We start from the raw sequence: 12,364 nt of genomic DNA on the forward strand, positions 1-12,364 counted from the left end.
TTTTTATTTTTTCGCTGCACCCCTCTTTTATACGGGAAGCATTTCCGATACTCCGCACACCGACTTTCGGCCTTCCTGATAAGAATTATGTCGCGAAGGTATATGTCATGCCACATTGTTCACAAGGTCAAGTCTGCCGATTCTTACCAAAATCTCCACCTCGGTTTCACTGAGGTTGTATTTTGCTGCGAAACCTTGCCGGAATGTTCCATGACACCTTTTGTTGCGCCAAAATTTTATCAAGCCCGAAAGTAGCGGATGCTACCAGAGGGAAGAAAAAAAAACTTAAAATATTGAGATTATGGCAAATTACGCAACAAACAATTTCTTCGCACAGACGGAGAACGAAAAAGACCTTATTACGATTGAACAGTTCATAAAAGAGAATTTCTGTGATTACTACATTGCGAGACACGGACAATGTGTCGAGAGTGAGTTTTACTCCAAATGGGAGTGCCCGGAAAAAGAGATGAATGAACTTATTTCTTTATTGGAAGCTCCAAAGCAAATTTACATTAGCATACATTCTTATGAACTCTCAAATGAGTATGTGAGTTTTAGGACGTTTTCAAACGGTGAGTGGAAAATCAAGTAAAGACAGGCTTATGTACGAGAATAATGAAGAACAGTCCGACATCATAGGTAAGAGCTGTACCTTGCTTAACCCGTACAAGGGTTATACGGAGGGAACTGTTGTCGGCGATTATGGTGATAGAATCATTGTCTCCCTGACCAGCGGCAAAGAAATATCCGAGTACCGGGATGAAGTAATCATTTATGAATAACCTAAAAATATACTTATGACACCGATAGCAAAAAAATTTGTCCAGTGGGAAGTGCCTGCACTGGAGACATTGCAGAACAGTCGTGCGTACAAACTTCGTGAGAGCCTCAATAATGGCGGCAAGTTGAGCCGTGAAGATAAGAATTGGATTACACGAGAAGTGAGAAATGGAACCTATTTCAATAGAGGTATCGCATTAAGGGGTTATTATTTTGACTTCTCTGATGTGCTCAAACGATATTTCGTCAAACAATACGGCCATATTTTCGAGTGTTATGCCGTCGATAAAACAGCTTTGCGCTCAGCTCTTTACGGCAGAATTGAAACTATTGTAGAATTAAAATAAGACAGGAATAATGGGAAAATATCAATTTTATCAAGACCGTAAGGTTACAAGCTGGGAACGTGATTATTTCACGGTGGAAGCGGAAAGCTACAAAGATGCGGAAGCCATTGTCCGTTCATGGAAGTGTGAGGATGTTTCTAATATCATTGACAGCCGTTTGTGCAATGATGAATGGTGTGCGCTACCCTACACATCGGAAAGTATGTTACCGGACGAAAACAGCGGCCGTCCGACAATCGAGGTATTTAATTCTAAAGGAAAAGCTATTATAAACAATGCTCCTGAAAAGTCTTAATCAAAATAAATAGCCATGAATATAACGATAGAACATATCTTCTGCCCCTACTGCGACGAAGTGATAAACTTGTATTTTATAATTATGAACACGATTCTCTTTTCGTGTAATGAAGCTGAACTTCGCACAAGTATGGAACGTCTAAAGAAAAAGACCAGGTTTGACGAGTATTTCACATACGGCTTTGGGGCACATCATCTTTGGATATGCCAGAGGAAACCGAGCGATAAAAACAAGGTCTTCGAGCATCGCATCATGATTGCCCATTTCTGACCTTGCTGTATATGTATAGGTAAGGATGGATTGCATTTTCTGGATTATTCAAGGTCATATTCTCAATACGGCGTATTGAGAATATGTACCTTCGATACTTTTTATCATGGCTATTTTCCGGGGGCAGGGATTCCTTTTTTATTTTCTTTTGGCTGCACCACACCCTTTTATAGCACATTCCATTCGCTGCGGAGCGACCCTCATGCTTTTGCCCGCAGGGGGTATTTCTGCCCGCTTTCCTGCCTGCCTCCTGCTTCCCATTGCAGCCGGGACAGACGCCTGCCGGATGCTTTGCTCGAAACCGGCTGTCTAACTTCCGGTCATGACCCTCCACGCAGGGCTTTTTGGCCCGCCATTGGCTCCTTTTTGCCGCTTCAATGTCAAGCGGGTGTGGCTGGCCTGCCGACTTCATGCCGGCACTGTGGGGAACGTATGCCTGCTTGCGCCTTGCGGACACGTCCTTCCGAAGCCCGTCGCTTCGTGTTCTACTTTTTCACTACTGCTTTTGGCCGAAGTCACAATCATTTTCCGCCGCAAAGATAGTGTGCGGTCGGGAGCGGCTTGACAAGCCTTGACCAATGCACAGCTGTACAAATCTTCCTTTATCGGGCCTGCGGTTTTGGGGGACCAAAAATAAAGAGTATTTACTGGCAGTCCTTGGTGCATCCCTTTGCGGCACCTACTTTTTTGGGCATCGTAAAATTGATTTGTTTAACTTCTAAAAGCATTTAGTCATGAAAAAGATTGAGAACACATTCACAGTGACAGGTTTCGTAACAAAGGACGCTGAAATCCGCAGTTTCACCAGCGCAAGTGTAGCACTTTTCTCCCTGGCCGTAGGCCGTCAGGAGAAGTCCGGTGATCAGACCAGCCGGATATCCGCTTTCCTGAATTTTGAAGCGTGGCGCAAAAACGAGAACAAAGGGTCTTTCGACTACCTGGCCAAAGGCACCCTGCTTACCGTGGAGGGCTATTTCAAACCCGAAAGATGGACAGACAAAGACGGCATCGAGCATAACAGCATCACGATGGTAGCCGTCAAGTTCTACCCGGCAGCGGAAAAGGAGGAAGCTCCTGCGGAGCCGGCAGCAAAGCCGAAACGGGGCAAGAAATAACCTCCTGCCATCCGGTCAAAAGCGGCCTTCGGGTCGCTTTTTTATGCTCATTGCAGTCCTCTGCGAGCTGTTCCCTTTATACTTTATCCATGCCGGTCCCGCCGTCCATTGATTTTCCTGTGCAAAGTTAAGCCGGGCGGGAACCGTCAAGGCGCGGCTACATTTGTGGTTAACAACCATCAACTCGCAGGCTCGTCAATACTTCTTGAACACAAATGCAATCGTCATGGACTGTCCGCTTCCTCCTTGCCTTGTTCCCTCCTTTCCGGCTTGTGTCCTGCACATAAAATCAAATCCCGTCGGACGAGGTGAAACCTCCGAAGAAAGGGAAAAATAAACAATTAAAATCATATCAAATGGAAACAGTTTATAGCCTTAAAGGATGGGTAAAAGCAATCATCGACAATGAAAATGCAGAAGTTCTGTATCAGTTGGAAGAAAATGGGGTCGGCAATCTTGGAAAAGAGACACTGGTTGAGATGGCGAAAGTGCAATTTAAATTTTGGAAAGAGTTTTGCCAACTGCTTGACACAGATAACTGGATAGCGGTGCATGTCTGTGTATATGCTAACAGCATTCTACCCAACGGTCTGCTTTGTCGGAAAGAGTGCGAATATGCCTATAGGGATTTCGTTAAAATTGAGCCACATAGAAAGAATATTTACTTATAAAATTAAAGGACATGAAACAGATTATTTGGTCAAGTGAGGACAGGCTGGACGATGATGCAAGAGAAAGCTACCAGGAATTTCAACGGGAGATGCAGGATGACGACACTTACATCGTCAGTGATGAAGAATGGGCGGACGAGGTGTACAGCTATTTGGATGACGAACGACAGAACTTGAACAATCACATTGACGGCGTTATTATGGCCTTTGCCGATTTGGGACTGTGGTATGGTCGGAGGCAGGGCTATCAAATACTTGGCAGCAACATCGCCGACATATTGCAATCCCAATGCGATGAAGCCGAGTGGTACGGTGATGGCTACAACATTCGGGGACGCATGATTCACCATGACGGGACGAACCATGTTTTGTACCGTATCGCCAAAGACAGGGACGATGCAGACCGCATTGCCGCCAAAATCTACAGTGGGGAAATTGACGAGGAAGGTTTTCGCCGGAGAACACGTTCACTTTATCCGTATGTCGCCGATGTTTACGGCTGGAAGACCAGAAGACGTAAAAAGCCCGCGTGAGAATGACGAAAGGCATTGGATGTCGCAACCGTCTATGGGATGTGTTGCGGCATCTTTCATTCATTCTGCAGAAAGCCGCTTTTACAAACCGGGCAACCTGTTCTAACTCGTCCGGACTAATCTTTTATAAATACTTCTTTCCCTTTTTCTATTATTCTCTCCACACCTCTATAATCCGGACCGTAAGCCGTTTATTGTTTCTGCAAATTTCGATTGCCGCCTGTCAGTCCGCTCAAGGACCTCCTTGCTTGCTCGCGGAAAATCTTCCTCACCGGCTTCGCTGGCGAGCGTATTTTTCGCAGCATCCTTGTTCTTGGACTGGCCGCCAATCTTCGGGCAGAAAAATAAACAGCCTTCCGGTACAGGATTGTATCAGAGGGAAAATAAAAAATCAAACTTAAAATTGAAACATTATGGCATTCAAAGAATTTATGAGCGAGAACGGTTACGAGGTACAGACAACATTTTGGGAAGATTTCACGATAGCAGATGCTTTTGGATTGGCAGCGATTCAAGATACTTTCAACCGAGCTTTCAGGGAGTGGAAAGAGGATTACGAATATCTGACGGAGCTTGTTTTAGTCCTCAATCACAAGATTTGGCAGCATCACAAGAGCCGTCCCGAAGTCGCAGCACTTTACAATGACCTATGGAAGCAGGCAGACCTATACGCGGTCGAAAATCTGAAAGATGACGAGTTGAGTTATTTCCTTGAAGTAACGGATTAAATGGACTTCAAAATAGAAAAGATATGACGAAAGAAGAAGTTCTACAGTATGACAAGAAATTCCGCTATATGCTTTTGTCCCGAATGCAGTCAGATTGCGAGTACTATCTGAACTATGGCAACAGGAATCCAAAACGCCTGTGGGCTGGCGATGAACAGCGACAAATCGAGTACATGCTACTGTTGTACGACAGTTTCAAGGAGGACGAGAAACCGCAATGGCTGACAATGGATGAAATTCTCGACTATCAAATGAGAATGCTTGAGCCTGCCGCCTGATGTGAAAGATGCTGCAGCCGTCCCGATGACGGTTGCGGCATTTGCTGTACAACAAGGCTTCCCTAAAAAGCTTATTCTTCAAAACAGTCTCCTTTTATATCCCTGATATGGCGGATGGGTATCAGTGAACCATCATCCATTTCAAGCGTTCCGGCCAGAGGGTTGGACTCTTTTATAAAACCGGCCTTTGTCCGGTATGAGCCGCCAGCCTTTTTACCGTCCGGCTCAAAATATACAATCTCTACAAGGATGTAATCCTTTATATGTTGCAGGATAAACGCCAGCTTCCTGTTCAGCACTTCAGCATCACTTTCGGACAGTTCCTGTTCCGTCTCCGTCAGCCTTGCGGCCTCTGTGATGGCTGCATTGTGCCCGGTCAGGGCGGCAAAGGGGGCAAACTGGGCGGCACGGTTGTACATGGACATCTGCGGATGGCTTTTGGAAACGTGGTGCGGCAGGTCAATAATGTCGTCGTATGGATGCTTCATGCCTTGTGTCCTCCTATCTGTTCATTGCGTTCCTTGGCGGTGGCGCCCTCTTCATAATTCAGTCCTTTCAGAATGGCGTTCTTGCCGAACTGTTTCTTGATGTTTAGAATGGCCGTCTGTATTTGGCGCTCCTTGGCAAGCCTTTCCTTTTCTTCCCTCTGTTTCCTTTCCAGCGCTTCATAGTCTGTGAACAGGTCATACTGCACCGGAGCCGGATTCTTGGCTGCCGTTTCTTCATCGACGACATGGTTCGTGGTCAGGTTGATGCGTCTCACCAGCAGGTCGGGATTGACAATCCGGTCGAAAAGTTCCATGACAGCCTCGGATATGAGCCGTGCGGATGATGTCGGGCTTTCCAGATTGGCAGTGCCGTGTGCGTGCTTCGGAATTTTCCGCCCGTAATAGTCGGTCGTTATCTCACCTTTATAGGTTGTTTGTACATCCCCATTGGACAGACTGGCTGTATCATAACCGATGGTCAGCACGAGCTGGTCTGTAACCATCCTTTTGTCAAGCAGGTCGAGAGCGGCGCTTTCCGCCATTTCCCGGACTACCACGCGGGCTTTCCGTACCGTGTATGGCTCCTGGAGCACCTGCCCGCTGCTGAACGAGTTCGTTGCCGGTTTATAGGCTTTTATAAATTCCATCGTGCAAGGCTCCCATCCCCAGGCATGGTCTATCAGCAGTTCCGCATTGACGCCGAACAACTGGTACAGCAGCTCCTCGTTCCTGACGGACTGCCTTGCGATGTCTCCCATCGTGTAGATGCCGTATTGCTCCAGTTTGCTGGCTATGCCTTTTCCCACACGCCAGAAATCCGTCAGCGGTCGGTGCGTCCACAGCTTCCTGCGGTATGTCATCTCATCCAGTTCCGCTATGCGCACACCGTCCTTGTCCGCCGGGATATGCTTGGCCTCGATGTCCATTGCTACTTTACAGAGGTACAGATTGGTGCCAATCCCCGCTGTCGCTGTGATGCCAGTCTGCCGCAGTACATCGCCGATCATCCTTCTTGCCAATTCGTGTGCCATGACTCCGTAGGTGGACAGATAATCCGTTACGTCCATGAACACTTCGTCTATTGAATATACATGGATGTCCTCCGGGGCAATATAGTTGAGATATATCTTGTAGATGCGCGTGCTGTGCTCAATGTAATAAGCCATGCGGGGCGTAGCGGCGATATAGTCCACCTCCCAGTCCGGATGAGCTTTCAGATCAATGTCCGACGCAGATTTTCCTGTCAGCCTGTATCCGCTTGAGTTCCTTCTGCGCCCGGCATTGACTTCCCTTAGTTTCTGCTCGACCTCGAACAGCCGGGCACGGCCTGGAATACCGTATGCTTTCAGCGAAGGACTGACGGCAAGGCAGATGGTCTTTTCCGTCCGGCTCCTGTCGGCCACGACGAGATTGGTCGTGAGCGGGTCAAGCCCACGTTCCACGCATTCGACCGAGGCGTAGAACGACTTAAGGTCAATAGCTATGTATGTCCTGCATGTGTCCTGCATGTCTGTCTTGCCAACGGGCTATCGGTCTCTCCGGTAATCAGACTTCCTGAATCCTCCCCACAGCCCTTTAAGGATTTTGCCTACTACCCAGAACACGGCTATAATCACCAGAATTTCCATACTCTTTTCTTTTTATATAACCATATAATTATGCACTTATATAATTATGATTTTATATAATTATATATTATAATAATATCAATTCTATAACTCATTGAGGTTCTCCTCATTTTCTTCAATGTAAGTCATTATTATTGCGGCTGCAAGCGACCTCAAAGGGATATTACGGTGCGCATTGAGGCGGATTAGTTCAAGCCGTTTCTTTACCTCTTTGGGAAGCCAAATGGCAAATCCCTGCTCGCTTATGCCGGTATATTTTGCGAGGTTTTCCTCAAAGGCTTTCTTGCCTCTCTTGCGGCGTTTTGTCTCCTTTTCTGCGGCAGGGCCGCCGTTCGCATCCACGACGGGTTCTTTATCCTTGCCTGGTGTCGTTATACCCCGCACGATGTCGTCCAGTCCCATGTTCGCAAGCGGGTTGTCTATTTCCGGTCTGCTGTTCTTTGCCATAGCCTTTATTTTTTAAGATCAAGTTCCTCTATGATTTTATTGAAAGCCGGTTCAAGCAGTTCCGACTGATTTTTCTCCAACGGGTACAGCGTGGAATATCTCTTTATGGCTACGCTCTGCTTCACCATCGGTGTAACGGTGCCGACCAGCCCGAGATACCCGATTGTCTGTTCCCGTTGCCGTATCTCTTCCGCTTTCCTCTCAGCCGCGTTGATTCGGTTGGGGATGAAAATCAGGCCGGCTGATGACACAGACTTCAAAGCCTTGACGAATATGCCTGTGGCGTCCACAGTGTCCGCGTCAAATGATATGGGTATTATTGCCGTGTCCGCCGATTGGTAGATGTATGCCAGGTTGCGGTCGTTCAGGTTTCCCGGACAGTCTATCAGTACGATGCCCGGCACTTCTTTCAGTTTGCCCATTACCTGCACGAGCCGCTTATGGTCGGACGTGTCAAGCATATCCACGTTCCACGGAATCTGCGCGTCCGGTGCGGCGTCCTTTTCACGTTGGCGGTGACGGAACAGCGATGCCTGAAGGTCCGCATCTATCACAAATGAGGGGAAGCCATGCTCTATAAGATGATTTGCGAACAAGGCACAGAGGGTCGTCTTGCCAACGCCTCCTTTGATGTTGCTGAATATGACAATCTTGTTTTTCATGTCCGTGCGAATTTATGCTATATAATTCTCCTACAAAGATACAAAATTATCGGCTCACAACAAAGGAAGGACAGTTAATAATTATATATTTATGATTTTATATATTTATATAATTATATAGTTACATCTATTTCGTATCTATTTGTATATCAAATATGAAGAATGTCATATAGTGAAATTGTACAAGAATGAATATAAGGTGATTGAATTCATTTTATATACGATTATATAACTATATAATTATATAATCACACGATAAAAGTCATTTCCGTCTGAAGGCTTTTCAACAAGGTTGTAGTAATTCAGCTCCTACTTACCACCTTGCATTTGAAGCAATCCGTTCACATCACCATTCCCGATATAAGCCAAGCATCGCCGTATCTTCTCGACAGACCAGTTCCACCATTGCAGCGTTTCAAGTTCCTGTATCACTTCTTCATCGAAACGCTTCCTTATCGGCCGGGCAGGAACACCGCCGACTATCGTATAAGGTGACACGTCCTTCGTAACAACGGCACGGGCGGCTATGATTGCCCCGTTGCCGATGTGAACGCCGGCCATAATCACCGCTTCGTAACCTATCCACACATCGTTGCCTATCACGATGTCGCCTTTGTTGTCCCAAGCCGTTGTGACATCTGATTTTTCCAAGTCCCAATCCTCATAAAAGAGCGGGAAGGTGTAAGTGGATAGAGATTTTAAGGTATGGTTGGCACAGTTGAACAGAAACTTCGCACCGCAGGCAATAGAGCAGAACTTGCCGATTATCAGCCGTTCGTGATTGATGGGATAATGATATAGCACATTGTTCCGCTCGAAAAGCAACGGGTCGGACACAAAATCATTGTAGATGGTATAGTCGCCCACTTCGATAGACGGGCCTTTCACGACCGCGTTCAGGTACACGGTCTGCGTGTCGCCTGTGCGCGGATATATCTTTTTCATCATAATATTCAGTTTTAATAGCGTTTAATAGCGTTTATATTTCAGATAAATGACAGACAACAAGCCAAGTAATATCACATACAGATATTCTGCCGTCCAATAAACGGACAATGACGTACTGAAACCGCTGATGCCCCACAAATAAATCTGATAGGCCACGATGGTTATCAACTGGAAAATGAATGTCATGCGTGTTGCCCCCGTACCTGTAACGGCATTCATATAGACATAGCCGGGCAAGGCAAAGACGTAGTTCAGCAGCATGACCACAAACGGCAGACGGGCTATCTGCATCAGAACCGGGCTTTCCGTATAAATACCAATAATCGGACGATAGAAAATCACAGCAAGAATGACCAACGGAAAGCCGATGGCATATCCCAAACGGACAACCCGGTTGCATAGCTGGATGACCTGTTCCTTTTGTCCGGCTCCCAACACATTGCTTATCAACGAACCGGTAGTGGCCGCCAGTGAATTGACGATAACAAAGAACACCGTCGAGACACTGCGTATGACATTGGTAGCCGCCAGTTCCATTTCTCCCAAATGCTCGACAGCCACGAAGAAGGCAAGCCACGAGGCTACTCCGATGAATGAATGGAACATGCTCCATACAGACACACGGCAAACATGATGTAACAAACCTTTATCTAAGTTCCAATACAAACCATAAAGCCGTCTGTCCATTTTCCGTAAGACATGAATTGTCAGCACCGCCAATGAACACGCTTCGGCAAAAGACGACGCGATGGCTACGCCCGCTATCCCCATGTCCCAATGAAATATGAACAGCCAGTTACCCGGAATGTTCACCAACACAGCTGTCAGAGCCGCCATATTCAAGGCTTTTGTACGGGTAATGCCGACCAGGAACGAGCGTAAGGCAAGGAACGGAAAGGAGAAAAGCAGTCCCCAGATTCGTCCGTCCAAATAATCAATCACGGCATGATAGACTTCCACAGAAGTTATCAGCCTACTTAGAATCATCGGGGAAAACAGTTTGGAGAACAGACACAAAAGGACAGCAAGTCCCGACAGGAAAAACAATCCTTGAAAGAACGTCTTCCCTGTTTCGGAATAGTGTTGTTCGCCGTTGCGCCGTGCGATAACGACCTGCAAGCCCAGACTGAAACCGAAGCCGAGCATATAGATAGCTAGATACCAAATCCCGGCAAGGGCGGATGCGCCCAATTCTATTTCTCCCACATGCCCCAAGAAAATGGCATCGGTGATATTGATAAGTTGTTCGATAAGGATGCTCATCATTACGGGAAAGTTGATGAGCCAGATATTCTTATATGTATAGTTCATTGTTCAACTTGATAGGATGCGACAAGTCCTGCTGCATAAGGCGGCATGACACATCGCATGATTATAAATTTGGAATAATGGCAAAACAAGAAAGGACAAACCTGTCATAAGCCTGTCCGTTGCTGAATAGCTTGACTAAAATGCTATTCGTTAAGCGCAGCTATATGCACACTTGCCATTTCATACGGGTTGAACAATTCTATTTTTTCTGTTACCTTTGCAAAGGTAGCATTTGTTCTTGATTATACCTCCAAGTTTCCAGTTTCTTTTTGTAGGATTTCCAACATTTCCCTCAAATTGACTTCGCTTTTTGGGGGATATGCACATTCCGGATATTCACATCTTGTTTTCAATCCACTTATAAATTCTGGGTGTTACGATTTGCATCAGGCAAAGATTGGCTATACAAATAATCAGGCTTAAAACACCTAACAAAACGTTTTCCACATTGGAATATTGCTCATGACCTGCACTTATTGCCATGACGCAATAAGGCAGACATAACACGGTGCTGACAATGGCAGGAATATATTTGCGAATGATAAAGAATTGTATAATGTGGGCAACGAAATGCAAGCTGAAAGCCAGTAAACAAATATACCAGAACAACATGTTTCCTGTAATGATTGTAGCCATAGTACAAGTACTTACAATAACAAACTCCTCACACACGGCAATGCCGAATGCAGGACTTTGTAGAAAAAACAATTTTGATCGTAATGCGGGAAGCCTCCGGGATAATTCTTTTTCATTCTTTTCAATCCATGCAGGCAGCATAACCATTTCCTCAAACTCATGGAGCATAAACAGGATAGGAAGCAAATATATCAATATTAAAGTCATTCCATTCTATATTTTCGTTTCAAATTCAGCAAAATCAGTGTTGCTCGCTTCAATCCGCATCCTGCAATGCAGGCTTCCTCGTAGAATGGATTCACAAATGGTTACTTGGAATGTCCTGTCTTTCCATAACGACTGCAGGACGTAAAGAATACTTTGTCTGGAGCATTCACAGAGCAGAGGGATAGAAACATAGCCTTGTTTATGAAGCCCGCAGGTACATTCCAGGAAATACAGATTATAAACAGAATCTTTCTTTATCGTTTCGCACCTTACTCCGGGCAATTCATTAGCTTTGGCGAAAAACAGATCAAGGTCTCCATTGGTCTGTTCATACAAGTCTTTATAAATTTGAAGCGTACCACATTGAACGCAGTTCTTGCCGCACTCATGGAAGAATGTTTCCCTCTGTGCTTCCGTCAGTTTGACAATGCCTTTCTCAAAGCCTTTGAACCAATCAGACAATTCCATATTATTGGATAGTGTTATGCATGTGTTTTACTATAATTGGAGACAACAACGTAGCCGCCAGAACCAGTAACCACAGATTACCGTCCAACGGATTGTAAGTGGCGAGGAGTTTCACGACGGTATTGCCGCCTGCCAGTCCCACGGAAAACTCAAAAGCGATTGTCAACAACATCCAGTTTATCCCTATCAACCAACTTTCTTTGGAGGTAATGGCTTTTATCATTCGAGGCAATAACATCCAAGTTATCAGGAAAATACACACGCTTAATATCATCCCACTGACAGGCAAAGCCCATTCTTCTCCGATAACCTTAACCAATATGTATTCCCGCAGACCTCCATTGAGAATGGCTACGGGAAGGAAGCAAAGCCAAATTATGAGGGATTTCTGTAAATCTGTATAGGGAATATACCTCTTTGAAATCAAGAGAGTTAGAAGAATTACCTCGTTTTGGGGTAATGAGTTGGCAACCGTTCTAATTGCCGTGGTCTGCATCGCTTTGCTTGTTTAGGCAACTCTTATGGATGCAAAGATAATGCTTTCTC

At 45.7% G+C, this 12,364-nt stretch carries 19 protein-coding genes; 10 read left to right on the plus strand and 9 right to left on the minus strand.

Annotated elements, in window-relative coordinates; genetic code table 11:
• Nucleotides 1-301 precede the first annotated feature (301 nt).
• The 10 genes from B5F34_RS02560 to B5F34_RS02610 all read left to right on the plus strand — a co-directional run bounded on the left by B5F34_RS02560 (nt 302) and on the right by B5F34_RS02610 (nt 5,023).
• Nucleotides 302-595, plus strand: a complete 294-nt coding sequence (locus B5F34_RS02560) for a hypothetical protein (RefSeq protein ID WP_087334757.1) — start codon at nt 302-304, stop codon at nt 593-595.
• Nucleotides 596-605: 10 nt separating this feature from the next.
• Complete coding sequence (locus tag B5F34_RS02565) at nt 606-785, plus strand: ribonuclease P (RefSeq protein ID WP_087334759.1); 180 nt, start codon at nt 606-608, stop codon at nt 783-785.
• A 15-nt stretch (nt 786-800) separates the two neighbouring features.
• Nucleotides 801-1,130 (plus strand): molybdenum ABC transporter ATP-binding protein, encoded by a 330-nt coding sequence (locus tag B5F34_RS02570; protein WP_087334762.1) that lies wholly within the window; start codon nt 801-803, stop codon nt 1,128-1,130.
• 10 nt (nt 1,131-1,140) lie between these two features.
• Nucleotides 1,141-1,425 carry a hypothetical protein gene (locus B5F34_RS02575; protein ID WP_087334765.1) on the plus strand — a complete coding sequence of 95 codons (285 nt, stop codon included), beginning with the start codon at nt 1,141-1,143 and terminating at the stop codon, nt 1,423-1,425.
• Nucleotides 1,426-1,440: 15 nt separating this feature from the next.
• On the plus strand, nt 1,441-1,698 hold the full coding sequence (locus tag B5F34_RS02580) for a hypothetical protein (RefSeq protein WP_087334768.1): 258 nt from the start codon (nt 1,441-1,443) through the stop codon (nt 1,696-1,698).
• Between the two features lie 734 nt (nt 1,699-2,432).
• Nucleotides 2,433-2,813, plus strand: coding sequence for a single-stranded DNA-binding protein (locus tag B5F34_RS02590; protein ID WP_087334773.1), 381 nt, complete (start codon nt 2,433-2,435; stop codon nt 2,811-2,813).
• Between the two features lie 356 nt (nt 2,814-3,169).
• Nucleotides 3,170-3,484 (plus strand): hypothetical protein, encoded by a 315-nt coding sequence (locus B5F34_RS02595; RefSeq protein ID WP_087334775.1) that lies wholly within the window; start codon nt 3,170-3,172, stop codon nt 3,482-3,484.
• 11 nt (nt 3,485-3,495) lie between these two features.
• A complete protein-coding gene (locus B5F34_RS02600) occupies nt 3,496-4,017 on the plus strand; it encodes a hypothetical protein (RefSeq protein ID WP_087334777.1) in 522 nt (173 codons plus the stop codon).
• A 413-nt stretch (nt 4,018-4,430) separates the two neighbouring features.
• Nucleotides 4,431-4,745: a hypothetical protein gene (locus B5F34_RS02605; RefSeq protein ID WP_087334779.1), complete on the plus strand. Its 315-nt coding sequence runs from the start codon at nt 4,431-4,433 to the stop codon at nt 4,743-4,745.
• A gap of 23 nt (nt 4,746-4,768) precedes the next feature.
• Complete coding sequence (locus B5F34_RS02610; RefSeq protein WP_087334781.1) at nt 4,769-5,023, plus strand: LPD11 domain-containing protein; 255 nt, start codon at nt 4,769-4,771, stop codon at nt 5,021-5,023.
• 71 nt (nt 5,024-5,094) lie between these two features.
• Here B5F34_RS02610 and B5F34_RS02615 read toward each other — a convergent pair whose 3' ends face one another.
• The 9 genes from B5F34_RS02615 to B5F34_RS02655 all read right to left on the minus strand — a co-directional run bounded on the left by B5F34_RS02615 (nt 5,095) and on the right by B5F34_RS02655 (nt 12,314).
• Nucleotides 5,095-5,511 carry a hypothetical protein gene (locus B5F34_RS02615; protein WP_087334782.1) on the minus strand — a complete coding sequence of 139 codons (417 nt, stop codon included), beginning with the start codon at nt 5,509-5,511 and terminating at the stop codon, nt 5,095-5,097.
• On the minus strand, nt 5,508-7,019 hold the full coding sequence (locus tag B5F34_RS02620; RefSeq protein ID WP_087334784.1) for a DNA methylase: 1,512 nt from the start codon (nt 7,017-7,019) through the stop codon (nt 5,508-5,510). Before B5F34_RS02620 ends, B5F34_RS02615 begins: the two co-directional genes overlap by 4 nt.
• Before the next feature lie 204 nt (nt 7,020-7,223).
• On the minus strand, nt 7,224-7,586 hold the full coding sequence (locus tag B5F34_RS02625) for a hypothetical protein (RefSeq protein ID WP_087334786.1): 363 nt from the start codon (nt 7,584-7,586) through the stop codon (nt 7,224-7,226).
• A gap of 5 nt (nt 7,587-7,591) precedes the next feature.
• Nucleotides 7,592-8,248, minus strand: a complete 657-nt coding sequence (locus tag B5F34_RS02630; protein ID WP_087334788.1) for a ParA family protein — start codon at nt 8,246-8,248, stop codon at nt 7,592-7,594.
• A gap of 309 nt (nt 8,249-8,557) precedes the next feature.
• Nucleotides 8,558-9,196 (minus strand): CatB-related O-acetyltransferase, encoded by a 639-nt coding sequence (locus tag B5F34_RS02635; RefSeq protein WP_087334790.1) that lies wholly within the window; start codon nt 9,194-9,196, stop codon nt 8,558-8,560.
• Between the two features lie 21 nt (nt 9,197-9,217).
• Nucleotides 9,218-10,507, minus strand: a complete 1,290-nt coding sequence (locus tag B5F34_RS02640) for an MATE family efflux transporter (protein ID WP_087334793.1) — start codon at nt 10,505-10,507, stop codon at nt 9,218-9,220.
• A 336-nt stretch (nt 10,508-10,843) separates the two neighbouring features.
• A complete protein-coding gene (locus B5F34_RS02645) occupies nt 10,844-11,350 on the minus strand; it encodes an HXXEE domain-containing protein (RefSeq protein ID WP_087334795.1) in 507 nt (168 codons plus the stop codon).
• Between the two features lie 6 nt (nt 11,351-11,356).
• The gene (locus B5F34_RS02650) at nt 11,357-11,818 is read right to left on the minus strand and encodes a hypothetical protein (protein ID WP_087334798.1); all 462 of its coding nucleotides are present in this window, start codon (nt 11,816-11,818) and stop codon (nt 11,357-11,359) included.
• A 1-nt stretch (nt 11,819) separates the two neighbouring features.
• Nucleotides 11,820-12,314, minus strand: coding sequence for a hypothetical protein (locus B5F34_RS02655; protein ID WP_239448767.1), 495 nt, complete (start codon nt 12,312-12,314; stop codon nt 11,820-11,822).
• Between the last annotated feature and the right edge of the window lie 50 nt (nt 12,315-12,364).

The sequence above is a fragment of the Mediterranea sp. An20 genome, from assembly GCF_002160055.1.
GTDB lineage: Bacteria > Bacteroidota > Bacteroidia > Bacteroidales > Bacteroidaceae > Bacteroides > Bacteroides avicola.

What these genes read in the sequence shown, in the direction of transcription:
- B5F34_RS02560 (WP_087334757.1), top strand. Translation starts at nt 302, where the DNA reads ATGGCAAATTACGCAACAAACAATTTCTTCGCACAGACGGAGAACGAA.
- B5F34_RS02565 (WP_087334759.1), top strand. Translation starts at nt 606, where the DNA reads ATGTACGAGAATAATGAAGAACAGTCCGACATCATAGGTAAGAGCTGT.
- B5F34_RS02570 (WP_087334762.1), top strand. Translation starts at nt 801, where the DNA reads ATGACACCGATAGCAAAAAAATTTGTCCAGTGGGAAGTGCCTGCACTG.
- B5F34_RS02575 (WP_087334765.1), top strand. Translation starts at nt 1,141, where the DNA reads ATGGGAAAATATCAATTTTATCAAGACCGTAAGGTTACAAGCTGGGAA.
- B5F34_RS02580 (WP_087334768.1), top strand. Translation starts at nt 1,441, where the DNA reads ATGAATATAACGATAGAACATATCTTCTGCCCCTACTGCGACGAAGTG.
- B5F34_RS02590 (WP_087334773.1), top strand. Translation starts at nt 2,433, where the DNA reads ATGAAAAAGATTGAGAACACATTCACAGTGACAGGTTTCGTAACAAAG.
- B5F34_RS02595 (WP_087334775.1), top strand. Translation starts at nt 3,170, where the DNA reads ATGGAAACAGTTTATAGCCTTAAAGGATGGGTAAAAGCAATCATCGAC.
- B5F34_RS02600 (WP_087334777.1), top strand. Translation starts at nt 3,496, where the DNA reads ATGAAACAGATTATTTGGTCAAGTGAGGACAGGCTGGACGATGATGCA.
- B5F34_RS02605 (WP_087334779.1), top strand. Translation starts at nt 4,431, where the DNA reads ATGGCATTCAAAGAATTTATGAGCGAGAACGGTTACGAGGTACAGACA.
- B5F34_RS02610 (WP_087334781.1), top strand. Translation starts at nt 4,769, where the DNA reads ATGACGAAAGAAGAAGTTCTACAGTATGACAAGAAATTCCGCTATATG.
- B5F34_RS02615 (WP_087334782.1), bottom strand. Translation starts at nt 5,511, where the DNA reads ATGAAGCATCCATACGACGACATTATTGACCTGCCGCACCACGTTTCC.
- B5F34_RS02620 (WP_087334784.1), bottom strand. Translation starts at nt 7,019, where the DNA reads ATGCAGGACACATGCAGGACATACATAGCTATTGACCTTAAGTCGTTC.
- B5F34_RS02625 (WP_087334786.1), bottom strand. Translation starts at nt 7,586, where the DNA reads ATGGCAAAGAACAGCAGACCGGAAATAGACAACCCGCTTGCGAACATG.
- B5F34_RS02630 (WP_087334788.1), bottom strand. Translation starts at nt 8,248, where the DNA reads ATGAAAAACAAGATTGTCATATTCAGCAACATCAAAGGAGGCGTTGGC.
- B5F34_RS02635 (WP_087334790.1), bottom strand. Translation starts at nt 9,196, where the DNA reads ATGATGAAAAAGATATATCCGCGCACAGGCGACACGCAGACCGTGTAC.
- B5F34_RS02640 (WP_087334793.1), bottom strand. Translation starts at nt 10,507, where the DNA reads ATGAACTATACATATAAGAATATCTGGCTCATCAACTTTCCCGTAATG.
- B5F34_RS02645 (WP_087334795.1), bottom strand. Translation starts at nt 11,350, where the DNA reads ATGACTTTAATATTGATATATTTGCTTCCTATCCTGTTTATGCTCCAT.
- B5F34_RS02650 (WP_087334798.1), bottom strand. Translation starts at nt 11,818, where the DNA reads ATGGAATTGTCTGATTGGTTCAAAGGCTTTGAGAAAGGCATTGTCAAA.
- B5F34_RS02655 (WP_239448767.1), bottom strand. Translation starts at nt 12,314, where the DNA reads ATGCAGACCACGGCAATTAGAACGGTTGCCAACTCATTACCCCAAAAC.